The sequence below is a fragment of the Aureibaculum sp. 2308TA14-22 genome (genome assembly GCF_040538665.1).
Classification (GTDB): domain Bacteria; phylum Bacteroidota; class Bacteroidia; order Flavobacteriales; family Flavobacteriaceae; genus Aureibaculum.
On sequence record NZ_JBEWXT010000001.1, the window covers coordinates 598,041 to 623,102 of the forward strand.

Consider the following 25,062-nt stretch of genomic DNA (forward strand, 5'->3'; position numbering starts at 1 on the left):
CTGTTCGGGATAAGCAGAAATTATGAGACATTATATTGCTGTCATTTTATTTTTATATGCATTTTCTAGTTTTTCGCAACAAAGCGGAAGGGTGTTAGATACCGTTTTTCTAAAAGCAGAAAAGTTAGAAGATAAATCAGTTGGGCAGCCCATATTAAAAATCAGTAAAGGATTGTTGCCCAATTATCGCCCGCAACTTACCGAGGTATTACAATTTGAAACGCCTATTCATTTTAAAGAAAATGGATTTGGAATGGTTTCATCAGCATCATTTAGAGGTACAACTGCACAACAAACGGCTGTAGTTTGGAATGGTATAAATATCAATTCCCCTTTTTTAGGTCAAACGGATTTTAACCTTATCAATACCCAAAATAGTTCAGAAGTGCTGGTGCGTCCCGGAGGAGGAAGTACCCAATTTGGTACTGGAGCTATTGGTGGTGTGGTGTATTTAAATAATAACTTAAAAATAAATCAGGATAATACGCATCAAATTTTTACTTCGTATGGTAGTTTTAATACCAAAAATTTAAGTACAAACCATAGTATTTCTGGTAAACGGACCAATTTACAAATTGATTTGAGTTATTTAGATTCGGATAATGATTACAAATACCAAAATTCCGATCAAGGTAATGAAAACGGAAAGTTTTATAATCTCAATGCATCAGTTAATGGAATTTACAAAGCCAACGCGAGAAATACGTTTAAGATTTATTCCAATTGGTTTTCAGGTGAAAGGCATTTGTCCATTATAGAAACCACACAAACACGAAATAAATACACCGATGAACAGTTGCGTTTGTTAGGTGAGTATCAGCATAAATCAGGTATTGGTCAGTCTACAGTCAAGTTAGCGTTACTTAACGAAAAGTATAGATTCTACCCTGAATTAGATTCCAGAGAAGGTTCTAATAATGGTAATGCTTGGACGTATATTGCCAAATATAATTATCAGATACAGCTAAAAAAAATATTACTAAATGTAGGTGGAACATATAATTTAGCTACAGCAACGGGGACAAACTACAACAATGTAAAACAAAATACAGGAAGTGCTAACCTTTTTCTAAAGCATAAATTGAGAAATAACTTTACCTACCAAGCTACGTTACGAGGCGAATTGAGCGAAGATTATAAAAGTCCTGTATTGTTTTCATTGGGTACGCGTTGGAAGCCATCTCCTAAATATACACTTAACACCTCTATTTCTAGAAATTATCGCGTTCCCACTTTTAATGATTTGTACTGGCCGGGAGCGGAAAATCCAGATCTAAAAGCAGAATCGTCATTACAGTATGAACTTTCTAATGAATTTACTTTTGACAATTTAAAATTTACGCTGACGGGTTATTATAATGATATTAAAGATTTAATCCGATGGTTGCCTTATTCGGGCAATTTATGGCGACCCGTAAACACAAATAGTGTACGTATTTACGGATTGGAAAGCAATGTGCACTATGGAATCAGATTCAACAATCATCATTTTAAAATTATTGCACTTTACAGTTATACGGTATCAAAAAATAAAGAAACCAATTACCAATTAACTTATGTGCCTTATCATAAAGGAATTTTAGGAATATCTCATAAAATTGGGGCTTTTTCCACTAACATAAACACAATTTACACAGGGGAGGTTTTTACGCATACCGATAACAATACCAATACGGCACTTGATGATTATGTATTGACCAATTTATCATTGAGTTATGCCTTTGGGAAAAAGGCTAATTGGATTTTGGGTGCTGGTATCAAGAATCTTTTTAATAGTGACTATCAAACAACAGCGTTTAGGCCCATGCCCGGAATAAACTATCATATTAATTTAAATTTAAATCTATAATAAAATGAACAAAAGGCTTTTAAAAATTAATGTATTTATTTTCGCCATATTATTTGGTTTTATTTCATGCGATAATGCAGATGACCCTAAACCAATGCCCAAAGGCGATTATGAAAATGGTTTTTTTATAACTAACGAAGGTAATTTTGGTTCGCCTAACGGTTCAATAACTTTTATTGATAATGAGTTATTACAAGAATCTCATAATATTTTTTCAAGTATAAATAGTACAAATCTTGGTGATGTGTTGCAGTCGGTAACTTTTGAGGAAGATTATGCTTATCTAGTACTAAATAATAGTAATAAAATTGAAGTTGTAAACCGATATACTTTTAAAAGTATAGCCACCATATCCGAAAATATTGCAGCACCTAGATATACTTTGGTAAAAAACGGAAAGTTATATGTAACCAATGGAGGTAACAATTCAGTCTTAGTGTTTGATGCTAATAGTTTTGTTTATGACACATCAATTACAATTGATAAAACTGTTGAAGAAATAATAGCAGATAATGATTTTATTTATGTGATGAATGCGGCTTTTGGTTTTGGAAATGAAATCAGTGTTATAGATGCCAAGACTAATACAGTTGTAAAAACAATTACCGTAGCCGAAGGTCTAAATTCTATGGAGATTGAAAACGGAATTTTATATGCATTGCATACTACAGGTATTACAAAAGTAAGTACAAGTACCAATGAGATTATTGGAGATATTCCTTTTCAGGATGGGCTTTCAAACGCTACTAAGCTTGAAGTAGAAGATGATTTTCTGTATTTCCTTTCTGGGTCTAAAATTTTTAAATTTAGTAAAGATGTTACTTCGTTAGCTAATGTTGAACTCGTAGATACAAAAGTAGAAGACCAACCTTGGTTTGTTGGCTATGGGTTTAGTGTTGCCAAAAATAAATTGTTTTATACGGATGTAAAAGGGTTTACTGAAAATTCTGAAGTGCAGGTCTATGACCTTGACGGAAAACTTTTGAAGAATTTTAATGCGGGTATAGGTGCAAATGGAGTTTATGATAATGACTAGTTAATACGAGATTGTTTTTGTTTTTTAAAAAGAGTCGCTTACCTGGTATGTGACTCTTTTTAGTGTTAAAGAAAATGTATCAATATCAATAATAAAAATTTTATACCTTTAATAAAATTTCCAAACCATGAAAAACCCACGTAGAAAATTTATCAAAGATGCTGCCTTAGGTATGGCGGCTTTAAGTATTCCATCTTATGGAGCTGCTTTATCTAACTCAATATTCAGCACCAAGACTACTCTTAATATTGGAGTTATTGGCTGTAACGGTATGGGTTGGTCTAATACGGTTTCTATGCTTAAGATTGAAGGAGTTAAATTAATAGGTATTTGCGATGTAGATGAAAAGGTGATAAAAAAACGGGTAGAAGAAATGCAGAAAAGAGATGCAGAGGCCGCAAAAAAAATAAAAACCTATAATGATTACAGAAAATTATTAAAAAATAAAAAAATTGATGTAGTTATTATTGGTACACCAGACCATTGGCATTGCAAAATGATGGTTGATGCATGTAAAGCAGGTAAACAGGTTTATGTAGAAAAACCTATAGCTAATACTATTGAGGAATGTCAAATTATGCTGGCAGCTGCAGAGAAATATAACACGGCTGTACAAGTAGGTCAGTGGCAACGAAGTGGTCCTCATTATAAAGAAGCTATTGATATTGTTAGGTCGGGCAAATTAGGCAACATACGTTTGGTTAAAGTTTGGGCATATCAGGGCTGGATGAAACCTGTATCTATAAAACCTGACGGACAAGCCCCAGATGGCGTTGATTATAAATCATGGCTAGGCCCAGCACCTAATAGAGCATTTAACCCTAATCGGTTTCATTTTAATTTTAGATGGTTTTGGGATTATGCGGGTGGATTAATGACTGATTGGGGTGTGCATGAAATTGATATTGCCTTATATGCCATGGGTGCAACTGCACCAAAATCAATAATGGCAAGTGGTGGTAAATTGGCATATCCTGATGATGCTTCAGAAACACCAGACACACTGCAAACTATTTTTGAATATGACGATTTTAATATGCTGTGGGAACACGCCACGGGTATAGATTCTGGCCCTTATGGAAGAACGGAGGGAATTGCTTTTATCGGTAACAATGCTACATTGGTTGTCAATAGAGGAGGTTATGAAGTAATTGTTGAAAGGTCAGCAAAAGATACTATGGAGGTTATTCCACCAAAGACAAGACCAAAAGGCGTTAGTTATCTCGATTTACACACTCAAAATTTTGTTGAAGCGGTTAGGGCTAAAAATGCTAAAATCCTAAATACACCTATAAAATCTGGGAGTATTGCGGCTATTAATGCTCAAATGGGCAATATAGCTTACAAAACTGGCGAAAAACTATTTTGGGATGCAGAAAAGAATAAGTTCAAAAATAACGATAAAGCTAACGAATTGATAAAAGTAACCTATCACAATGGATGGAAGAAACCTGTGGTTTAGGTTTTATTTCGATATTAAAAAATTGAGAATTGAATGACTGCAACTGAAATTATTCTATTAAATTTTTCTGAAATTAGAAGACGAAGCATAAAATTATGGAGTGGTATCCCAAATGAATACCTAAATTGGAAACCTGATGAAAATGCTTTTACAGTAATTGAAATGATTAGGCATGTTTTGGAAGGCGAACATCTTTTTCATAAAATAATAGAAAATGGAGGGGATTTAGGGCACTATCAATCTCCTTGGAAATTAATAGAATATTCGAACCTGAAAAGGGAATTAGATTTTTCAGAAAAATACAGAGCCGACTTTTTGAACATGATAGGCGAACTGAAAGATTCGGATTTAGAAAATATTAGGATAGAAAGAAAGGAAGTAGGGCAGAGTAAAAAACTTGGAGATTACCTCAATAGAATTGCTTATCATGAATCGGTTCACACAGGACAACTATTGAGTTATTTAAGAACCAATGGAATTGATAGACCACAGCTTTGGGATTAACAATACCAAAATTGGTAATCGTTTTATTCAAGAAATCTTTAGGTTAAATTTATCTTTAAAAAACACTTCTTTTATAACTACTGCATATACGACAAGATATTCCAAACCTATAATCCAAAGGTTTTCAGTATTGCTTTTGTTTGCATAAGCTAAATAACTAAAAATGATAACAAAACTCCAAACAAGAGGGAATTTATACCTTGTAAAAATGGATAGAATGACTAACGTTGCTATATACCAGGGATGGACGGTAGTAGCCGTAAAATAATAAAAACTCAACACCAGTAACATGGCTGTAACCAATGCTACGGTATTTTTATTTTTTCTAAAAAAAGTTATCATCAACACAAAAAGAATTACAACTATTGGAATAATTTTGCCAATGATGGCTATTTCGTTCCATCCTCTAAAAAGATAACCAATTTCTCTTGCTATATAATAAATACTGGCATTAAACTCGAAATTCTGAAACCATAGCCCGACGGTTTCAGTATAATTTTGAACAAACTCTATTGAAAAAAAAGGCATAAATAAAACAATAGTTGCTATAATTATAATAGTATAAAAAGAAATTAACTTTGTTATTCCTGTGAAATAAGGAATCCACTTTTTATTTGTTTCGTCATGCTGTTCCGAAAGCTTTCGGGATTGTTTCAGTATCTCATCATTATTTCTTTTTGAAGTAAACCATTGGTAAAACAAAGGCAAAAATAGTAGTGGAATCAATTTTATGGATATTGACAAAGCAAAAACTAAGGCCGCTATTTTCCACTTCCCAGAATGGAGTAAATATAAACTCCAAATCAAAAAGAAAATCATAACTCCCTCAAAATGTAAATTACCCGTAAGCTCAATAATAATAAATGGATTTAAGACATACCAGAATATGTTATTGACGGAAAGGTTTAGTTTTTCCAATAATTTCTTTCCAAAATATAAAGTACCCAAATCTGCGGCTATAATAATTACCCGCATAACGATTGCCGAACCCAATATACTTTTACCTGAAAACAATCCTGCAATTACAAAACACAACTGATTGATAGGAGGGTAGTTTGTAAAGTGACCAGCACTTAACGCACCCATTCCGTTAAAAAGTTCTCGAGCTTGAGCAATGGGTAAAATCCCTTCATCAATAAACGATTGCGGAGTATACAAATAGGGATTGTAACCTTCTAATAACATACGACCATCCCATATAAAACGGTAAAAATCTTGAGATAAATTTGGTATGGAAAATAGAAAAATAACCCTAAATAATACAGCAATAACTACTAAAAACTTGAAGTTATTTTTTGTTAATTGGATGAGTTTATAAAAAAGAACAAACAGAAATATATAGGTTGCAATAAGTGCTATTGTATCTACTCTCTCTAAAAAATATGCAAAATAAATATAGCCTAGTGTACTAAAAAAAACAAGCAAAAAGGGTACTTTATACAGCTGTAAATTCGCCTTTTTACTCATAATTTAATTTTCTGATTATATTTTTGAAGTAATAGAGTTGACAAATACATAACCAAAACCTAAAAACAGCATCAGGTGAAATGGAAAGAGTCCAAAATCACCACCCTGATTTCCTACGATAAAAGCACTATACATTCCGAATGCAAAATAGATCATCAACAAACCCTCAAAAATAACGTGTAACGAAATGGATTTCTTTATGTATTTATTTCCTTTCCACTTATCATTTAGAGATCGTATATTGAATTTTGGTGTTCTTATAAAATCACTCTTTTTACCAATATAACCTTCAATTACTGCAATAGAATTATGTAAAGAAAATCCCATGGCTATTGAAAAAAAGACGAAAAACATACCTAAATATTTTACAAATCCTTTAAACCCACTTTTGCCATGTACATGTTTGTACATAAACCAATAACAAATAAAAAAAATAATAGAGCTAATGACAAAAAAGCTTAGCATATAAAAGTAAGGACGTAAACTTGGATACTCATTTTTAATGTACAGCATGGGCACACTTAAAATTGCCACAATCAAAATGTTTAAAAACATACCACTATTTAATAGATGTAAAAACCCATGCACCCTTGTTTTTACAGGAATATTTTTCGCATTCACTAATTTGTACAGCATTTTTCTAAAATTTTCAGCACCACCTTTGTTCCACCTAAACTGCTGTGAGCGAGCGGCACTAATAATTACTGGAAGTTCAGCTGGAGTTTCTACATTTTCTAAGTACTTGAATTTCCAATTTTTAAACTGAGCCCTATAACTTAAATCTAAATCTTCAGTTAGCGTATCTCCTTGCCAATTACCTGCATCCATAATGCATTCCTTTCTCCAAATACCTGCCGTTCCGTTAAAATTAATAAAATGCCCTTTGCTATTTCGCCCAACTTGTTCAAGTGAAAAGTGTACGTCAAGTGCAAAAGCCTGTACTTTGGTTAGTAAAGAATAATCTCTATTTATATGCCCCCAACGTGTTTGTACCACGCCTATTTTTTTATCTTCAAAATAGGGAACGGTCTGTAACAACCAATCAGATTGTGGTAAAAAATCGGCGTCAAAAATAGCAATGAAATCGCCTTTTGCAGCATTTAATCCCTCTCTGAGTGCACCTGCCTTAAAATCCTTACGGTTTTTTCTGTGAATATGTTTAATATCGAGTCCTTGTGCTTTTAAGTTACTTACTTTTTGGGCAGTTTGTTTTAAAGACTCATCGGTAGAATCATCTAATACTTGAATTTCCAGTTTCTCTTTTGGATAGTTTATTTGAGCTATGTTAGCTAACAATCGTTCCATAACATACATTTCATTATAAACAGGCAGTTGTATAGTTACGTTAGGAATATTTTGGAGATTGGATAAGTCTAGCTCTTTAAGGCTTTTTTCTTTTTTCTTAAAGGATAAAAAATTAACTAATAGATTTAGTTGTGCTATTGCATATATAAAAATGAATAGTATTGCAATGGTATATATAATGATTACTGTTATTTCTAAAATCATTATTTGAAAGTGTATTTAAAAATCCAACTTAGTATTTTTATTCCAGCCATAATAGAACCCTTAACTGTACCTGATACCTTAGAAACACCAATTCTATTTCTATAGTTAACTGGAATTTCTACATAGCTAAATTTGCGTTTTAATGCTTTTAACTGCATTTCAACTGTCCAGCCATAGGTTTTGTCTTCCATATTTAATTCCAATAATTTTTCATATTTTATGGCTCTAAATGGGCCTAAGTCAGTAAATTTTGCACCAAAGAAAAGCTTCATTAAATACGTAGCCAACCAATTGCCAAAAACTTGTTGCGGAGTCATTGATCCACTTTCTCGTAGTCGTTTTACTCTTGCACCTATTACAAAATCAATGTTGTTTTTTAGTATTGGTGCTACAATTTTGGTCAAATCTTCCGGATAATCGGAATAGTCTCCATCTAAAAAAACGATAATATCTGGTTTGGTTGGTAACTTTTCTATATAATCCATGCCTTTAAGGCAAGCATATCCATATCCTTTTTTAGACTCGGACAACACCGTTGCCATAGCTTTTTCAGCATTTTCTTCAGTCTTATCAGTTGAATTATTACTCACAACAATAATTTCATCAACAATATTAGGTATGTCGTTAATTACATTTGCTATTGACTGTTCTTCGTTGTGGCAGGGAATAATTACTTTTATTAGCGTCATAAAAGGTCTGATAGTTTATTTTCTTTTTTGAAGGATTTTAAATCTGTCCATTCATCAATTTTTTTATCATCTAGATATTTTTCAATTTTGATAATTTTTTTTCCACTGTACCACAAGCAATAACCGTTTTTCATGTTGTTTTTTAGTTGGGTTTTTTGTGAGACAATACCACTGCCATTATAAAATAGCCACCATTGTGATTTTTTGCCATCAACAAAATGCCCTTCTTTTTCTTTTAACCCATTTTTACGATAAAAGTACCAATATTTTGAGGGCTTACCTTTTTTATAATGGCCTTCGTTTTTGATAGTGCCATCCTCAAAATAAGATTTCCAATAATTCACTTTTACATTATTGTTGAGCCAACCTTCTGTTTTTAAATTTCCATTATCATAATAGTTTTTGTGATAGTGCCTTTGAGCAATTACAGAAAAGCTACAGAATAGTAGAATAAATAAGAATTTAAGCTTCATTTTTTCTATTTACTAATGTCATTAAATCTAGATCGTTACCTAATAAAATCTCAGTTGGGTTTATACGTCCTTTTTCTGGACCATTTTCTAATTTTAGCACGCCGCGAGGACAAACCGCAGAGCAAATTCCACAACCAACACAACTGGACCGTATAATATTTTCCCCTTTTTGGGCATAGGCTCTGACGTCTATACCTTGCTCGCAATACGTGGAACAATTTCCACATGAAATACATTGTCCACCATTTGTAGTAATTCTAAATCTAGATTTAAAACGTTGTACCAAGCCTAAATAGGCCGCTAAAGGACAACCGAAACGACACCAAACCCGATTTCCGAAAATGGGATAAAAGCCAGTACCAATAACACCTGCAAACCAAGCACCGATTAAAAAGCTATAAGTATCTTTTATCCATTGCGAGTTAATTCCCAAAAAGGATTGAGTTCCAGAAAAATAGCAATATAAGGTTACAACTGTCATTAATAGTGAGAACACCAATACAGCATGAATTATCCAACGTTCCAATTTCCAAGCTTTTAAGCTTTTGTCAGAGTGTTGTCTATAAGGATCACCCAAGGTTTCAGCTAAGCCCCCACATCCACACACCCAACTGCAATACCAACGTTTTCCGAAAAAATAGACCATAACTGGTACAATAATCAGCGTTAGTACAATTCCCCAAACTAGAATAAATAGACCAATAGCCCCACTATTTCTTAAAGCTTCCAAATTCCATTCAAAGAAAAAATCATAGTCCAAAGGAAATGCATTTTTAAAATCATATCCAGGCATATTTAAGCTAGTCATTATTTCTGGAATTAAAAACGCAAACACAATTTGAAAAAACAGTACTGAAGTTGTTCGTATTATCTGGTATTTATTATGTCTATATTTAATATACATGCGGATTGCCATAACAAGCATGATTGTACAATACAAAAAGCCATATACAAACCATTGACTTGCTGGTCCGCCGTTTAGAAATTTACTTATAGGGTCTAAAATATAGGTCCAAACCACTACATAGTCAGGAAAGAAATATAATAATAAATAGAACGCTACTAGGTATACCAAAACCAACCAAGCAATCCAGCCACGATTTGTACTTGATTCATGATAAATACCATCGTTTTTTATGCCTTTGCTACCTAATAAAATAAAATTAGGAAGTATGAATAATAAAGCACCCAATATTGCTAAACCGAAAGTTAACCACCACACCATACCAGCATTATCTTTTACAAAACCTGAGCCTGCCTTCTTAGCAATTTCATAACTTAATGTATGTGGTTTTCCGTAAATTTTATATTGAAATTGTTCGCCTTTTTTATCCCAATTTTTTTCCGAATCGTATTTTGCAATTAGGCCGTCGTAATAATCATTTGAGGTTTTATAGGCTTTGCGAACTCGACTTGAGAATTCGAAAATATTCAAATCTTCATCGGTAACAACTGCTTTTTTAAGTTCATCGTGTATAATTTCACTTTTATAATCTTTGGCATTAATAAAAGCGTTGAATTCTGATTCGTTCAGGCTAAAAGATCCAGTAAAAATTGTAAATGTAAAAATAGCTAGACCGACAAGGAAAATAACCAACCCAATGTTTTTTATTGTTTTCATAGTTTGTGCTATTGGTTACAATGATGTTTGAAATATACGTTTCCAACTTTTCTTTTTAGGTTGAATATTTGTATTGTTTTCTGAGTTAAATTTTGAAACAATTTCTTTTTCGTAAAGGTTGTAAAATTCGGGATCAAAATTGGCATCCGCTAAATGCTCTAAAACATAATCTACCTTACATTTTTCAGTGAGCCATTTATCAAAAATGGCATGACGCACTCTAATTCCGAAAGTGTTGATACCTAAAAATCGATAGGTATTTTTATCATAAGCCATAGTAATACATTTTGTATCATCATTGTGTATCCAGTGAAAATGAGCTTCATTTTCTTTAGGTGATGCATACACCCAACCATAAGTTTGGTATTCGATATCAAAGAATTTTGCTGAATTGAACCAATGCCCGGGTTTATAAGCCATTTTATTTCCGCAAATAGTTTGTGCTAAAGTTTCTCCCATCATGCGGCCTGTATACCAAACGGCTTCTATTGGTCTCCTGTTGTTGGTAGGTTCTTGCTGTTCTGCACAATCGCCAATGGCATACACATCTTTTACGTTAGTTTCTAAGTATTTATTTACCAAAACTCCTCTATTCGTAGCAATGTTTGAAGATTTTAAAAAATCGATATTTGGTGATACTCCAGCCGTCAATCCTACAAAATCACAGGCGATTTCTTCTCCTGTTTCAGCAATAATTACAGACTTTGCTCTACCTTTTTTATCCGATTTTATCTCTTTTAAGTTAATGCCTAAACGCAAGTCTATATGATGATTTTTTATATGCCTGTTCAACATATTACTTTCGCCCTCAGGCAATACACCGTTCCAAAAACTACTTTCTCTAACTAAAAAAGTTACAGGTATGTTTCTAGAACTTAACATTTCCGCAAGTTCGATACCGATAAGTCCGCCACCAACAATTACTGCTCTTTTACAAATGGTATTGTTAGGGGCATATTTTTCTACGCCTTCTAAGTCTTGTTTGCTGTACAGACCCTGAACACCCTCTAAATCTTGACCAGGCCATCCAAATTTATTGGGTTTGGAACCAGTTGCTATAATCAACTTGTCATATATTAATGTGTTGTTATTGGAAAAAAATAGTGTTTTGGCTTCGGTATCAATTTGTTGAACATATCCTTTTTTTAGTTCTAGCCTATTTTTTTTCCAGAACCAATTTTCATAGGGTTGCGTATGTTCAAACTTCATATGTCCCATGTAAACATACATTAAAGCAGTACGAGAAAAAAAGTAATCTGTTTCTGAAGATACAATTGTAATTTTTTTATCTGAAAGTTTTCTAATATGCCTAGCAGCAGTTATTCCTGAAATACCATTACCAATAATAACTATGTGCTCCATAAAATTAATTTTAAATCAAAGATAAAAATTGTTTTTTTTCAAAAATGTAAGCTGTCTAACATTTTGTTGACTAAATAGACCATATTTTTGACAATACATTACAAAAAATTATAAATAATGATACGTAAAATTAAATTGATTCTGTTTTTACTCTCTATTAACTTTGGGTTTTCTCAAAGCACTGACACTTTTTTTACTAAATCCGATGCTTTTTTTAAATCATACGTTTCAAATGGCAAAGTAGATTATGATGCTCTTCACAAAAACCCTGAAAAACTCAATGAAATTTTAACTATTGCAAAAGATTTTTCAGTTGAAAAGAAAGATGCTGATAAATATCAAGCTTTTTGGATTAATACCTACAATATTTCTGTTATCAAAGGAATTATAGACAATTATCCCATAAAATCGCCTTTAGATAAGTCTGGATTTTTTGATAGAATAAAATATGAAGTAGGTGGTAAGAAAATCACACTCGATGATATTCAGAAAAAAGTGTTAAAAGCAGAATTTAACGATCCTCGGTTTCACTTTGTGTTGGTTTGTGGTGCTCTAGGATGCCCACCTTTAATTAGCAGAGCCTATTTACCTAAAACATTAGAGGCACAATTAGAGGCACAAACCAAATTGGCTATAAATGGTAATTTTATTAAGGTAGATACCAAGAAAAAGAAAGTCTTAGGATCTGAAATTTTAAAATGGTACAAAGAAGATTTTACTATGAACGGTACCAAAGAAATAGATTTTTTGAATAAGTACAGAACTGAAAAAATACCGAGTAATTATAGGTTAAGTTACTTTACCTATAACTGGAAATTAAATAAACAATAAAAATAAAAACACAAAGAAATGAAGAAAACAATTAGTTTGTTAACCTTGTTTTTAACAGTGGTGTTTGCAAGTTATGGCCAAGAAGAAGATGACCAAGATGACCAAAAAAGCAATATACAAGAATACACCCCTTCTAAATTATTAAATAAAGGGCAGTGGGATATTAAATGGTTTAACAATTTATATACACAAACAAAAGGGGCTAATAGTAGTGGCAATGTATCAAAAAACCTACCAAGGGAAACTTATTTTACCTCAAGTTTTGATATTTTTACTGGTGTTTCAAATAACAGCAAGTTAAATGTTGGTCTTTTGTTTGAGGTTCGTTCAAATGCTATTAATGATAAGGGAGCTTTAGATGTATTCTCATTTAAAGGGGAAAAAGGTGTGGCTCGTTCTGGTTTGACCTCGTTTGCTCCAGCAATAAAGTTCAGCCCTTTTAAGAATTTAAATAACTTTACAATTCAAACCGCATTTCACATTCCCATAATAAAAAACGAGTCCGAAAATGGTGTATTTTTAGATCAAACTGCTTATACTTTTCAAAATAGATTTTTCTATGATTATAATTTCCCCAATGGTGATTGGCAATTGTTTGCTGAGTTAAATACCGAGTATAGTTTTGGGGAAGAAGAAAGTTTTGCAAATAAAACGTTTGCATTAACACCAGGAGTATTTATGAGCTATTTTCCAAGTCGAAAATCGACCATATTGGGTTTTGTACAACATCAACAAAGAGTAGGTGATTTAAAACAAGACTATACAGCCTTGGGTTTTGGAGGGAAATACCAACTTACAAGTGTTTTAAATTTAGAAGTACTTTATAGTAATTTTATCAGAGGTAGTAGTACAGGACTAGGGCAATCTTTTAATATTGGTTTAAGAGCTTTGTTCTAATTTAAAGTTATAACTTTATAATGTTTTGATTTAAATTTAAGTAGTTGTGAAAGGTATACATACCACCAAAATACTATTTTTAATACTTCTTCTTGGGTGTTCTCATGAAGAAGTTGGAGTTAATATTAAAACAGAAAAAATTAATGGACTTAGTTTTGTTGCTTCCAGAGATTCTATAAACGCTAATAATGTAAACCCTGTGCTTAATGTAAATAGTAATTATGTTACATTAATGCCCTTTGCGTTTATTAAAGATTTAAATACTCCCGAAGTATATTTTTCTTCGGATAGACAATGGTATGGAGAAACTTTAGCTGGTATTGAACAATATGCCAAACATTTTAGAACGGAGGAAATTAAAATTATGATTAAACCACAACTATGGGTTTGGGGTGGTACTTACACGGGTTTAATTGAAATGAATGCTGAAGATGATTGGAAAATTCTTGAAGATTCCTACCAAGAGTATATTTTGGCATTTGCAAATTTGGCTCAAAAATTAAATGCTGAAATTTTTTGCATTGGCACTGAACTTGAAAAGTTTGTGTTGAATAGACCAGAATATTGGAACGGGTTAATCAATGAAATTAAACAGATATACAAAGGAAAATTAACCTATGCGGCAAATTGGGATGAATACAAACGCCTTACTTTTTGGGATGATCTAGATTTTATTGGAGTTGATGCTTATTTTCCTTTGAGTGACGCTCAAACTCCATCAGTAAAAGAATTTGAAAAGGGCTGGAAAACACACAAAGAAGAAATTAAAAATATTCAATCAACGTTTAAAAAACAGATTTTATTTACTGAATATGGTTACAGAAGTGTCGATTTTACAGGAAAAGAGCCTTGGAACTCGAGCCATGAAAATGATGAAGTAAATTTAGAGGGACAAGAAAATGCTTTGCAGGCATTATATAATCAATTTTGGAAAGAAGATTGGTTTGCTGGAGGATTTTTATGGAAATGGCATCCCGACCATCAAAATGCAGGAGGTGTCAGCAACCATAGATTTACACCTCAAAATAAGCCAGCAGAAACTTTATTAAAGCAATTATATGCACAATAAAATATTCTCTATTGCAGTATTGTTTTTATCAGTATTGGTAAGTTCTTGTACAGATGATGATGTAAAGAAAACCTATCAAAACCTAGAAGAGTATATTAATATAAATGCAGAGTTAAAATTAGATGAAGTGATAGCCTGTGCAGCAAATGATGAATCAAATACAGACATTAGCTATATTTTTTATTATCCAGTTCCAAAGGCAAAAGAAATTCAATATTTTGAGACTAGCAGCACAGCTATAGATAAAGATGACTTTTCATTATATAAACCAGTTGTTTATGATAGCGAACCTGTTTTTAATGGATATTTAGAACGCTATATAAGAAATAATACTCAAGAGGTTTGGTGTGTGGTAACCTATAAAACTGAAGGTAAATTACACAAGTCAAACCCTATCCGTTTGAAGCATCAATCGAAGCCAACTGAATGGACAAACACTGTTGAAGTTGATTTTACACAGTCCAAAATGCCAAAATTTGTTTGGAACGATGGTATAATTGCTGAAAATGCAATTTATTTTCAAGTAATTACTGACCATGATAATAATTTATTATCTGGCACATATACATATGATAAGTGGTTTCAATATTACAACTTAGATAATGTTGTGTTAAATGTTACGAGAGATTCCCCTCCTGATTTAATAATTGATAATTCTTATGGTTTTACTTTAATGGGCGTAAGTGAAGATAATTGGGTAAATTTGGTAGTCCAGAAACCATTTATTGCTGAGTGATGAAACAGAAGTTATTAATACTTTTGGTACTAGTTTTCTTTTCTTTTGAAGGATTTGCTCAAGAGGGAACAATAGCTGTTGTAGTGATTAAGGGTGCAAAAAAAACCAATACTAACTATTTAAAAAGAATTTTAGATAGTAAAACTGGAGAAGCACTAGACAGTGTTAAATTAAATAATGATATTAGTCAATTAAAAAGACTGCCTGCAATTTCTCATGCAACTTACAAAGTTACTTTTATTAGTGAACAGACTTATAAAGTTAGTTTTACTATTGAAGAAAATTTCACAATAATACCTGTTGTAAATTTCTGGACAAATAATAGGAGTGCAATTGCCTATAAGATAGGAGTTTACGATTACAACACTTTAGGTAGAAATATAGGTTTTGGTGGCTTTTACCAAAATAATGGATTTGATACTTATGCGGTTAACTTTAGGGCACCACATTTGTTTTCACGTAAATTTGGACTTGCAATTAACCATCAAAATTGGAAAAGCGAAGAGCCATTATATTTTGATGAAGGTACCGCAAATTATAAGTATAATAATATTTCCTTTGAAATGTTGGGGTTATATCAGTTGAATTTAAGAAACCACTTTGAACTGGGTATAAATATATTCAAAGAAAAATATAATTATTTAAATGGTACAGTTAGCCAGAATACTCCACTCAGTCTAGACTTAAATAAGCTGTTGTATAAATTAATTTATACTTATGATAATTTGAGTTATAATTATCAATATCTCGATGGTTTTAAAAGTCAGTTTTACGGGCAGTTGGTTAAATCTGATGAAATGAAGAATGATAATTTTCTAATTGCTTGGAACGATTTTTTCTATTTTAGAAGAATTGGTTCTAAAGGTAATTGGGCTAATAGGCTTCGCATGGGTTTATCTACCAATAACGATAGTCCATTCGCACCTTTTTCATTAGATAATAATGTAAATTTAAGAGGTGTAGGTATTTTAGTCGATAGAGGAACTGGTAGTATTGTATTAAATAGTGAATATCGCCATACGTTATTTGAAAAGGATTGGTTTTCCGTTCAAGGTAATGTATTTGTTGATGCTGGGTCATGGAGAAACCCTGGTGGCGAATTAAATGATTTTACAAAAGACAAAAATATAAGACTCTTTTCTGGTGTTGGACTACGTATTATGCACAAAAGAATTTTTAATGCCATTTTAAGAATTGACTATGGCCACAGTCTGAAAAATGATGGAGCCAAAGGTTTTGTTTTTGGTATAGGTCAGTATTTTTAAACTTTAAGTGCGAACTCAGAGTTTGACGGTCTAAAATAAATTTAACAACAGCCTCCACCATCATAATGGTAGGTAGATTCTGAAATATAAATATCATCTCTGTTTAAATTTTGTAATGCAATAGCCGTTTTGTCGCAAATTGCCAAAGGTTGATTTTTTAATAATACATGCCCTTTTGTATCATCAAAAAAAGCTTCACTACCATAATAAATGGCTGCTTTACCTGTAAATATACAAGGGCCATCATCTGGCATCGGATCTTTAATTGCGGCTACTTCTATAGACTCAATATAAATCAACTCGTCGGTTGGATAATTATTTGGGTCTAATATTCGATAAGGTTTTCTAGCTCTAATCTCAATAGTACCAAAACCAGCATCGGTAAGCATTTTCACATAATCATTTATGGGTAAACTACCACTTAAGCAAAGTGCTCTCAATCTATCATCATTACGTAAGGTTTCATTCATTGACTGTTCGCAAGTTGGATCACTCATAACTAACCTTCCATGGGGTTTTAAAACACGATACATTTCAGCAATGGCTTTTTTTAAATCTTCAGTTTTAAAAATATTAAAAAGACAATTTTGAGCGGCAACATCTATACTGTTATCTTCAATTGGTAGATTTAAGGCATCCCCTTTTTTTAAATCAACAAAATTACTTTTAAACCAAGGGTTTTGCTTTTCAGCCTCAATGAAATTTTTACGAGAGGCTTCTAACATTTCATCAACTACATCTAAACCGATTACACCTGCTTCTTGTCTATTAAAATAGGAAAACTGCAATAATTCCATACCGCCACCTACACCAACATATAATATTTTTGGGTTGTTGGTTAAGTCTCTAAAATGAACGGTACTGCCACATCCATAGTTCATTTCTTGCATTATTCTGGGTATTTTTAACCCTGGAAGTTCCCAAATAGGATTTGTAGTACAGCATAATCCAACATCAGGTGTTAAGGCAGCTTCTTTATATACATTGTGTATGGTTTCTAAATAACTCATTAATTTATAATGTTTTTATCAATTCTTTAAATAAAACGATCATGTTTGGTTCAGCTTTAGCTGCCATTGCCATAATTTCGGAAATATCAACAGGTTTAAGATTTTTTGGGTCGCATTCATCAGTCAATACTGAAATAGCTGCGACTTTTATGCCTAAATGATTGGCTACAATAACCTCTGGAACGGTACTCATACCCACTGCATCAGAACCTAGTATCTTCAGCATTTTGTACTCGGCCTTGGTTTCTAATTGAGGGCCAATTACACTGGTATATACTCCTTTATGAAGTTTAATAGTATTTGTTCTTGCAATTTTTTCTAAAGCAGTAATTATATTTTCATCATAAGGAGTACTCATATCTGTAAAGCGAGTGCCAAGTTTTTCAACACCTTTAAAAGCTAATGGAGAATTGCCTTGCAGATTAATATGATCTTCAATAAGCATCAGTTCACCTTTTTTAAAGTTTAAATTTATTGCCCCAGCTGCATTAGAAATTAATAAGGTATTTATCCCCAGTTTTTCTAGTACCCGGATTGGGTAGGTAACTTCTTGTTGAGAATATCCTTCATACAAATGAAAACGTCCTTGCATTACAAGTAAATGTTTGCCTTCCAAAGTACCATAAATTAATTTGCCTTTGTGTGATTCAACAGTAGCTACAGGAAAATGTGGGATATCTTGATAATTTACCTCATTAATGATGTTGATTTTATCAACTAATTGTCCAAGTCCCGTACCTAAAACAATACCTATTTGGGCATTCTCTAAACCTTTTCCTTTTAGGTAACTTACAGATTCTCTTATTTTGTTAATCATTTAATTGTTGAATTCTTTGTTGTAGTTCAGTATTGTTTTTGTAAAAATTTGAAGCTAATAAATCGTCAATAGTATCAATATCATTTAAGGGTTCAAGTAAACTATAGTTGATCTTTCTTTCAGTGAGTTCTTTAGTTGTAACGTCTAGTAAATGCGGTTGGCTCCAAGGTTTATTTTCAAAAATAGAAGTATCTAGTTTAGATAAACCCACTAAATAATAACCGCCATCTATTGCGGGACCAAAAACTACTTCATTTGATTTTAAGGTATCTAGTCCTTTTAAAATATGTTTTGAATTTATGTCCGGTAAATCTGAACCAATTAAAACGATGTGGTTGTAACCATCTTTAAAACCATCTTCAAAAGCATTTTTCATTCGTTCACCTAAATCAATACCTTTTTGAACTTTTTTATGCTGATTCTTCCATTTTGAATCTACTACTGCATCAGAAAAATAAATGCGTTTATCTATAGCTATATTTTTGGTAGCAGTTTCTGTTATTTTTACCAATTCACTATAAACATCAAAGGCAGCTTGGTCCCCAATTTCTTTGGCCAATCGGGTTTTTACCTTCCCTAACTTGCTATTTTTAACAAAGATTACAATAAGCTTTTTAGTCATACTTTTTATTTTAGAGGGCTTTGTTTAGGTAACTACGCCCTGACAACTACTACCAGCACCAGCAGTACAACCATAACAATGTTGAGAGATAATTATTTTTCTATCATTGAGTAATTCTTCATTGTATTCCGAAATGTGCTGCACTTTACTGTCAACTTTTAAGTTCAACATTTGATTAAAATCACAATCGTACAACCAACCGTCCCAACTTACAGATATGGTGTTGGTGCACATTACATTTTTTACTGCATCTGGGTTGTAAGCGTTTACCAGTTCGTACATGTAATCTTCATAATTGTCGGTAGCAATTAGATAATCTAAAAACCTACTTATGGGTAAATTAGTAATGGCAAATAAATTATGAAAAGAAATACCAAAATCATCTAATAATGCTTTCTTAAAATCATTTTCTAGTGCCATTTGATCTCCAGGTAAAAATGCCCCTGAAGGATTATATACTAAATCCAATCGTAAAGAATTGCCTTTAATTCCGTATCCAACATCATTTAAAGATTGTAATGCTTCTATAGATTTGTTAAAAACACCTTTACCTCTTTGTTTATCAGTTTTGCCTTTGGTATAATGTGGCAATGATGAAATAACATGTACATTATGCTTTTTGAAAAACTGAGGCAAATCATAATACTTTTTATTTGCTCTGATAATGGTGAGGTTAGAACGAACTATAAAATCTTTAATACCTATTTTGGCAGCCTCTTCAACGAACCACCTAAAATTTGGGTTCATTTCTGGAGCACCTCCAGTTAAATCCAATGTATGTGCTTTTGTTTTTTTTATAACCTCTAAACATTGTAACATGGTTTCTTTGGTCATAATCTCTTTTCTGTCCGGACCAGCATCTACATGGCAATGTGCACATACTTGATTGCACATATAACCGAGGTTAAGCTGTAAAATTTCTAATGTTTTAGGAACTAAGGGGAATTGATTGGTTTGTTTAATTTTATCTGCAAAAGTTGGGAGATTACCATCAGCAAAAATACCATTAGATAGGAATTTCAATTGACGTTTTATGTTTGCTAATTCACTATTTCTAGCCTTTAGAGTTTTCTTTAACATTCTGAAACTATTACAAATCTAACTTATTAACTTTATTCATCATCTGAACTCCATGTACTAAAGTTGCCCCACTTTTAATCGCAGCACCTACATGAATGGCTTCCATCATTTCTCCTTTAGTAATACCTCGTTCTAAACCATCTTTAGTATAAGCATCGATGCAATACGGACACTGTTCTGTGTGGGCAACGGCTAAGGCAATTAACGATTTTTCTCTTGCAGATAAAGCACCTTCTTCAAAAACTTTTCCATAATACTCAAAAAACTTATTTCCAAGTTCTTCATTCCATTCTGTTATGTTACCAAATTTTCTTAAATCTGCAGGGTCGTAATATGTTTTTGACATAAATTTTATAGTTTCTATTTAAGCTTATAAACTTAGTACGAAAAATGGAATAATCATTACAATAAAAAATCTTCTTTTTCAGTTCAAGATCTATTAAGTAATTAGTTGAATGATTTTAGAAATAATTCTTTATTATTTGCTTAACAGAACCATAATACGATTTGCCAAATAGGTTTAAGTGTACCAATAAATAATACAATTGGTAAAGCTTAATACAATCTTTGCAATGTGGTGATTTGGGAATTAAGCTATGGTACGATTTGTAAAAAGAAGGAGGGAATCCGCCAAATAATTGACTCATGGCAATATCAACTTCGTTGTGACCATAATAAACCGCTGGGTCAATTAAATAAGGCTCTCCATATTTATCGATTAAAAAGTTGCCCGACCAGAGATCTCCATGTAATAATGTTGATGTGCTTTTTTTACAGAAATTATGTATTACTTCAAGAATTTCTTCTTCTTCAGGAATCTCTTTTGCATTTAATAACTTATCCTTTACGGCCAATTTTAATTGTGGCATCAATCTTTCTTTAGTATAAAATGTAACCCAATTTTTATTTTTATGATTTGATTGTGGAAGACTTCCAATAAAATTATCGGAATCAAAACCAAATTCTGTTGTAGTAACAAGATGCAATTCCGCCAATTGATGTCCTAACTTTTCAAAATCGTTATCGGTTGGTTGTTTTGAGGGGATATTTTCTAACAGCAAATAAGCATTGTCTTCAAATTTACCACAATCAATAATTTTTGGAGTTTTTATTGTATTGGTTTTGGCAATAGTAGTTAAACCTTTTTGCTCAGCTTTAAACATATCCAATGCATTAGGATTGGAATTTATTTTTAGAAAATAATCTTGTTTTTCTGAGCTTAATAAAAATGCATTTGAAATATCACCACCAGAAATTGATCTGTATTTAAGAATAGATTCTCTTAACTTCTTGGAAAGAAAAGCGATAAATGTTTCCATCTATCAAAGTTAAAAAGAAAATAGGACTTAGTGCTTAACTCCGGTAAATCCAATAGATTTATCCTTAAAATAAACCTTTCCGTAATCAAATTCTGGGCGAACAGGAAAATCTAAATAATACGTAATTTTTGAACCGCTAATTTTCATTTTGTTCAATGATTGTATAGACGGAGACTCTTTTTTCTTCTTTTTTATGCCTAAAGTATTTGTTTTATACGTTTTGGCTTCAAAATCTTCATAACCTTCAAGTTGATACTTTTCAAAATCTTCATAATTGCGATTGTCAGCTTTCGATTTTAAATAAATTTTTCTATTTACTCTATAATAATAAACAGCCACAGGTCTGATTCTCCACTTCTTTTCTTCATCTGTCAATGCAAATAAATTGAAATCTAGTTCATCAGCTTTACGATGCAGTTTTTTTATATTTACCTGTACACTAAGAGTTTGCAATACTTTTTCTTCGTAACGATAGGGTTGAGACCATAATTTTTTATTATGAATAGATTTACCAATAGAAACTTTATAATCTTCTTTCGGAATACTATCTTTTTGAGCTGAAAGCGTTGCAATAGGTACCATAAAGATTAGTAATACTACAACTGCAAATGTCAATTTCTTTAAAAGCATAACTGGGTATATTTATTTGGTTTTTCAATAGCTATATCATAAAACGTACCAATAATGGCATAATTGTATGGAAATGATAAAATATATATGAATATTTACAACTAAGTTAATGTTAACGTCACCCTGTCCCGATAGCTATCGGGATTGTTTCAGGGTCGCATTCAATAATTCGTTGGTATTAACAAGGTAATGAGATGCTGAAATCGAAGAATCATGAATTCCATTGAAAAAGAATAAAAAATCTATGAATAAACAAGTTCAGCATGACGTTCAAGAAATATAAGTTTTACCTCTTGATTCTTGAAGTTCTGACAGGGATGATCTGGTATCTTTTTAAGCTGTCCTTTCCAAAAGAGCCATATAAAATCCGTCAAATCCAGATTTAGCTGGGGAGACTTTTTTCTCTTTTATGAGGTTAAAATTCTCGTGCGTTTTTAAAAATGCCTGTACTTGCTTTTCGTTTTCAGAAGGTAAAATAGAACAAGTAGCATATACCATTTTTCCGCCAATTTTTAAGAATTTAGCATACGTTTCAAGAATTTCTACCTGTGTTTTTTTAATATTCTCGATAAATTCAGGTTGCAATTTCCACTTCGCGTCGGGATTTCTTTTCAGAACACCCAATCCGCTGCAAGGAGCATCTATTAAAACTCTATCCGCTTGGTTGTAGAGTTTTTTAATGACTTTAGTTGAGTCTATATGTCGCGGTTCTATGTTGTGAGCTCCAGCACGTTTTGCCCTACGTTTTAATTCTTTAAGTTTGTTTGCATAAATATCAAGAGCGATAATTTGCCCTTTGTTTTGCATTAAGGCTGATAAATGTAATGCTTTACCTCCAGCACCAGCACAGGCATCAATAACTCGCATGCCGGGTTGTACATCTAAATATTCAGCTACCAATTGTGATGAAGCATCTTGCACTTCAAAAAAACCTTTTTTAAACGCCTCGGTTCTAAATACATTTTTACGTTCTACTAATTTTAAAGCATCGGGATTACCCTCTAAAAATTCAGAAACTATCTCTTCTTCTAATAATGTTTTATGGAGATTTTTTTTCGTCGTTTTTAAAGTGTTTGCTCGTAAAACAACACTAGCTTGTTGGTTTAGGGCTTGGATTTCTTTATCCCATTGTTTTCCTAATTCCTTTTCGCCTAGCTCATCTAACCAATCTGGAATGGATTCGCGAATAGCACGATTACTTTGAAATTCATCAAACTTACCTTTAAAACGGCGGGTAGGTGTTCCTTCAAATTGTTTCCAATCGGGTAGCACAATGCCTTTTAAGGTAGCCCAAACCGTAAATATTTTCCAAAGGTTTTCTTGTGTAAAATGATTTTTTGTCCCCGCAATTTCGTTGTACAATCTTTTCCAACGTACACAGTCATATACGGTTTCTGCAATAAAGGCTCTATCTCTAGAACCCCAACGGGTATCCCTTTTTAAGGTTTTTGCAACTACTTTATCGGCATAAAGACCATCATTGAAGATATAATTAAGCGAGTCTATAACTGCTAATACTAAATTTCTGTGTAAACGCATCAACTATTTAATTTGAGGATGCAAATGTAACTAATAAAGCCGTGAGTTGTAGTGGAGTTAAGCACTAAAATTTTTCAAAAACTCCCAGTCCAAACAAAGCAAAATCATATTTTACAGGATCGGTTGGATCTAATTGACGTAAATTACTGTCTAATTCCGCCAAAGCTTTACCATCATTTTGTTTACGTAGTAATAAACCTAATTTTCTGGCTACATTGCCCGAATGTACGTCCAAAGGACATGATAGGGCAGAAGGTGGAATGGATTCCCAAATTCCGAAATCGACACCTGCATTGTCTTTTCTAACCATCCAACGTAAAAACATATTGATGCGTTTAGCGGCAGAGCCTTTGAATGGATCGGAAATGTGCTTTTGTGTTCTTGGCAAATGCTCCAGTTCAAAAAACACTTTTTTTAATTGATGAATTGATTGCTGTGTAGAATTATTTTCTAAATATTTTGAAAATACAGCTTCCAATCCACCATGATTGTTATAAATATGTTGTAATGCTTTTATAAAATACATAAAATCATTCCCATTAAAAGTTCTGTGGACAAAATTTTCTAAAGGCTTTAAATCTTTTGGCTGGTGGTTCGCAATAAAATCACAAGGACTATTATCCAATAATTCCATCATTTTATTGGCATTGTTGATAATCATTTTACGATTGCCCCAAGCGATTGTTGCTGTTAAGAATCCTGAAATTTCAATATCTTCTTTTTTAGAGAACCTGTGTGGAATTTGAATCGGATCGGATTCATTAAATTTGGGATTGTTATACTGAATCACTTTAGCATCCAAAAAATCTTTAAGCTCTAATTGGGTCATATCCATCGGCGAACTTTTTTACAATAATCGGTAAAATCCTTACCAAAGATTTCGGTCAACGTTTTTTCTTCAGGCTTTATTTGAAAATTGGTAATATACCATACATAGGCCACCAAAACAGTTATGTTAATATAATTTCCAAATTTTACAAAAGCGGCAACCAACACCAATAACATTCCTAAATACATTGGGTTTCTGGTATATTTATAAATGCCCCCAGAAATCAGTTTTGAGGCTTTGGTAGGATGCAACGGATCTACAGAAGTTTTTGCCTTATAAAAAGAGAATACGGCAATCAATCCTATTATTATTCCAATTAAAAATAGGATCCAAACGAAGTAATTTTGAAATTCAAAAACAAAATGGGTGCCGTTTACTTTAGTAATTCCGTACATTATTAAAATGCAAATTAGAAATTGAAAAGCTGGGGGAATTTTAAGATTCAT

The 25,062-nt window shown here is 32.4% G+C and carries 25 protein-coding genes; 9 read left to right on the forward strand and 16 right to left on the reverse strand.

All coding sequences use genetic code 11. The features are described 5' to 3' along the window. Positions 1 to 22: 22 nt before the first annotated feature. The 4 genes from U5A88_RS02655 (at position 23) to U5A88_RS02670 (ending at position 4,851) form a co-directional block, all read left to right on the forward strand. Positions 23 to 1,849, forward strand: coding sequence for a TonB-dependent receptor (locus U5A88_RS02655; protein ID WP_354203525.1), 1,827 nt, complete (start codon positions 23 to 25; stop codon positions 1,847 to 1,849). A 4-nt stretch (positions 1,850 to 1,853) separates the two neighbouring features. Beyond that, positions 1,854 to 2,885 (forward strand): YncE family protein, encoded by a 1,032-nt coding sequence (locus tag U5A88_RS02660; protein WP_354203527.1) that lies wholly within the window; start codon positions 1,854 to 1,856, stop codon positions 2,883 to 2,885. A gap of 127 nt (positions 2,886 to 3,012) precedes the next feature. Next, positions 3,013 to 4,347 carry a Gfo/Idh/MocA family protein gene (locus tag U5A88_RS02665; protein WP_354203529.1) on the forward strand — a complete coding sequence of 445 codons (1,335 nt, stop codon included), beginning with the start codon at positions 3,013 to 3,015 and terminating at the stop codon, positions 4,345 to 4,347. 33 nt (positions 4,348 to 4,380) lie between these two features. Beyond that, positions 4,381 to 4,851 (forward strand): DinB family protein, encoded by a 471-nt coding sequence (locus tag U5A88_RS02670; protein WP_354203531.1) that lies wholly within the window; start codon positions 4,381 to 4,383, stop codon positions 4,849 to 4,851. Positions 4,852 to 4,878: 27 nt separating this feature from the next. On the opposite strand, the gene U5A88_RS02675 is transcribed toward U5A88_RS02670, so the two are convergent. Genes U5A88_RS02675 through U5A88_RS02700 form a run of 6 tightly spaced genes read right to left on the reverse strand, consistent with a single transcriptional unit; the run spans position 4,879 to position 11,972 of the window. Beyond that, complete coding sequence (locus U5A88_RS02675) at positions 4,879 to 6,318, reverse strand: mannosyltransferase (protein ID WP_354203533.1); 1,440 nt, start codon at positions 6,316 to 6,318, stop codon at positions 4,879 to 4,881. A 15-nt stretch (positions 6,319 to 6,333) separates the two neighbouring features. Further along, on the reverse strand, positions 6,334 to 7,827 hold the full coding sequence (locus U5A88_RS02680; protein WP_354203534.1) for a cellulose synthase family protein: 1,494 nt from the start codon (positions 7,825 to 7,827) through the stop codon (positions 6,334 to 6,336). Then, the gene (locus tag U5A88_RS02685) at positions 7,827 to 8,516 is read right to left on the reverse strand and encodes a glycosyltransferase family 2 protein (protein WP_354203536.1); all 690 of its coding nucleotides are present in this window, start codon (positions 8,514 to 8,516) and stop codon (positions 7,827 to 7,829) included. Before U5A88_RS02685 ends, U5A88_RS02680 begins: the two co-directional genes overlap by 1 nt. Further along, on the reverse strand, positions 8,513 to 8,989 hold the full coding sequence (locus U5A88_RS02690; protein WP_354203538.1) for a toxin-antitoxin system YwqK family antitoxin: 477 nt from the start codon (positions 8,987 to 8,989) through the stop codon (positions 8,513 to 8,515). The genes U5A88_RS02685 and U5A88_RS02690 overlap by 4 nt, the downstream gene beginning before the upstream one ends. Further along, positions 8,979 to 10,610, reverse strand: coding sequence for a 4Fe-4S binding protein (locus U5A88_RS02695; RefSeq protein ID WP_354203540.1), 1,632 nt, complete (start codon positions 10,608 to 10,610; stop codon positions 8,979 to 8,981). The genes U5A88_RS02690 and U5A88_RS02695 overlap by 11 nt, the downstream gene beginning before the upstream one ends. 15 nt (positions 10,611 to 10,625) lie before the next feature. Then, complete coding sequence (locus U5A88_RS02700) at positions 10,626 to 11,972, reverse strand: NAD(P)/FAD-dependent oxidoreductase (protein ID WP_354203542.1); 1,347 nt, start codon at positions 11,970 to 11,972, stop codon at positions 10,626 to 10,628. A gap of 117 nt (positions 11,973 to 12,089) precedes the next feature. On the opposite strand from U5A88_RS02700, the gene U5A88_RS02705 reads away from it, so the two are divergent. Genes U5A88_RS02705 through U5A88_RS02725 form a run of 5 tightly spaced genes read left to right on the forward strand, consistent with a single transcriptional unit; the run spans position 12,090 to position 16,770 of the window. Then, a complete protein-coding gene (locus tag U5A88_RS02705) occupies positions 12,090 to 12,803 on the forward strand; it encodes a DUF547 domain-containing protein (protein WP_354203544.1) in 714 nt (237 codons plus the stop codon). Between the two features lie 18 nt (positions 12,804 to 12,821). Further along, the gene (locus U5A88_RS02710) at positions 12,822 to 13,700 is read left to right on the forward strand and encodes a hypothetical protein (protein WP_354203546.1); all 879 of its coding nucleotides are present in this window, start codon (positions 12,822 to 12,824) and stop codon (positions 13,698 to 13,700) included. Between the two features lie 46 nt (positions 13,701 to 13,746). Next, a complete protein-coding gene (locus U5A88_RS02715; protein ID WP_354203548.1) occupies positions 13,747 to 14,769 on the forward strand; it encodes a glycoside hydrolase family 113 in 1,023 nt (340 codons plus the stop codon). Beyond that, positions 14,759 to 15,505 carry a hypothetical protein gene (locus tag U5A88_RS02720; RefSeq protein WP_354203550.1) on the forward strand — a complete coding sequence of 249 codons (747 nt, stop codon included), beginning with the start codon at positions 14,759 to 14,761 and terminating at the stop codon, positions 15,503 to 15,505. Before U5A88_RS02715 ends, U5A88_RS02720 begins: the two co-directional genes overlap by 11 nt. Further along, the gene (locus U5A88_RS02725; protein WP_354203551.1) at positions 15,505 to 16,770 is read left to right on the forward strand and encodes a POTRA domain-containing protein; all 1,266 of its coding nucleotides are present in this window, start codon (positions 15,505 to 15,507) and stop codon (positions 16,768 to 16,770) included. The genes U5A88_RS02720 and U5A88_RS02725 overlap by 1 nt, the downstream gene beginning before the upstream one ends. A 41-nt stretch (positions 16,771 to 16,811) precedes the next feature. Here the strand turns inward: U5A88_RS02725 and arsM are convergent, their stop codons facing one another. From arsM to U5A88_RS02775, 10 genes are all read right to left on the reverse strand, one after another. Then, the gene (arsM, locus tag U5A88_RS02730) at positions 16,812 to 17,780 is read right to left on the reverse strand and encodes an arsenosugar biosynthesis arsenite methyltransferase ArsM (protein ID WP_354203553.1); all 969 of its coding nucleotides are present in this window, start codon (positions 17,778 to 17,780) and stop codon (positions 16,812 to 16,814) included. A gap of 4 nt (positions 17,781 to 17,784) precedes the next feature. Continuing rightward, positions 17,785 to 18,597: a purine-nucleoside phosphorylase gene (locus U5A88_RS02735; RefSeq protein ID WP_354203555.1), complete on the reverse strand. Its 813-nt coding sequence runs from the start codon at positions 18,595 to 18,597 to the stop codon at positions 17,785 to 17,787. Continuing rightward, positions 18,590 to 19,219, reverse strand: coding sequence for a TIGR04282 family arsenosugar biosynthesis glycosyltransferase (locus U5A88_RS02740; RefSeq protein WP_354203556.1), 630 nt, complete (start codon positions 19,217 to 19,219; stop codon positions 18,590 to 18,592). Before U5A88_RS02740 ends, U5A88_RS02735 begins: the two co-directional genes overlap by 8 nt. 24 nt (positions 19,220 to 19,243) lie before the next feature. Further along, a complete protein-coding gene (arsS, locus tag U5A88_RS02745; RefSeq protein WP_354203558.1) occupies positions 19,244 to 20,299 on the reverse strand; it encodes an arsenosugar biosynthesis radical SAM (seleno)protein ArsS in 1,056 nt (351 codons plus the stop codon). Positions 20,300 to 20,309: 10 nt separating this feature from the next. Continuing rightward, positions 20,310 to 20,645 carry an arsenosugar biosynthesis-associated peroxidase-like protein gene (locus U5A88_RS02750; protein WP_321975911.1) on the reverse strand — a complete coding sequence of 112 codons (336 nt, stop codon included), beginning with the start codon at positions 20,643 to 20,645 and terminating at the stop codon, positions 20,310 to 20,312. A 115-nt stretch (positions 20,646 to 20,760) separates the two neighbouring features. Then, positions 20,761 to 21,618, reverse strand: coding sequence for a fructosamine kinase family protein (locus U5A88_RS02755; RefSeq protein ID WP_354203560.1), 858 nt, complete (start codon positions 21,616 to 21,618; stop codon positions 20,761 to 20,763). A 27-nt stretch (positions 21,619 to 21,645) separates the two neighbouring features. Continuing rightward, entirely contained in the window at positions 21,646 to 22,248 is a 603-nt protein-coding gene (locus U5A88_RS02760) for a hypothetical protein (protein WP_354203562.1), read from the reverse strand. Positions 22,249 to 22,581: 333 nt separating this feature from the next. Beyond that, positions 22,582 to 23,787, reverse strand: coding sequence for an RsmB/NOP family class I SAM-dependent RNA methyltransferase (locus tag U5A88_RS02765; RefSeq protein ID WP_354203564.1), 1,206 nt, complete (start codon positions 23,785 to 23,787; stop codon positions 22,582 to 22,584). Between the two features lie 64 nt (positions 23,788 to 23,851). Continuing rightward, on the reverse strand, positions 23,852 to 24,616 hold the full coding sequence (locus U5A88_RS02770; protein WP_354208115.1) for a TIGR02757 family protein: 765 nt from the start codon (positions 24,614 to 24,616) through the stop codon (positions 23,852 to 23,854). After that, positions 24,613 to 25,062: a methyltransferase family protein gene (locus U5A88_RS02775; RefSeq protein ID WP_354203565.1), complete on the reverse strand. Its 450-nt coding sequence runs from the start codon at positions 25,060 to 25,062 to the stop codon at positions 24,613 to 24,615. Before U5A88_RS02775 ends, U5A88_RS02770 begins: the two co-directional genes overlap by 4 nt.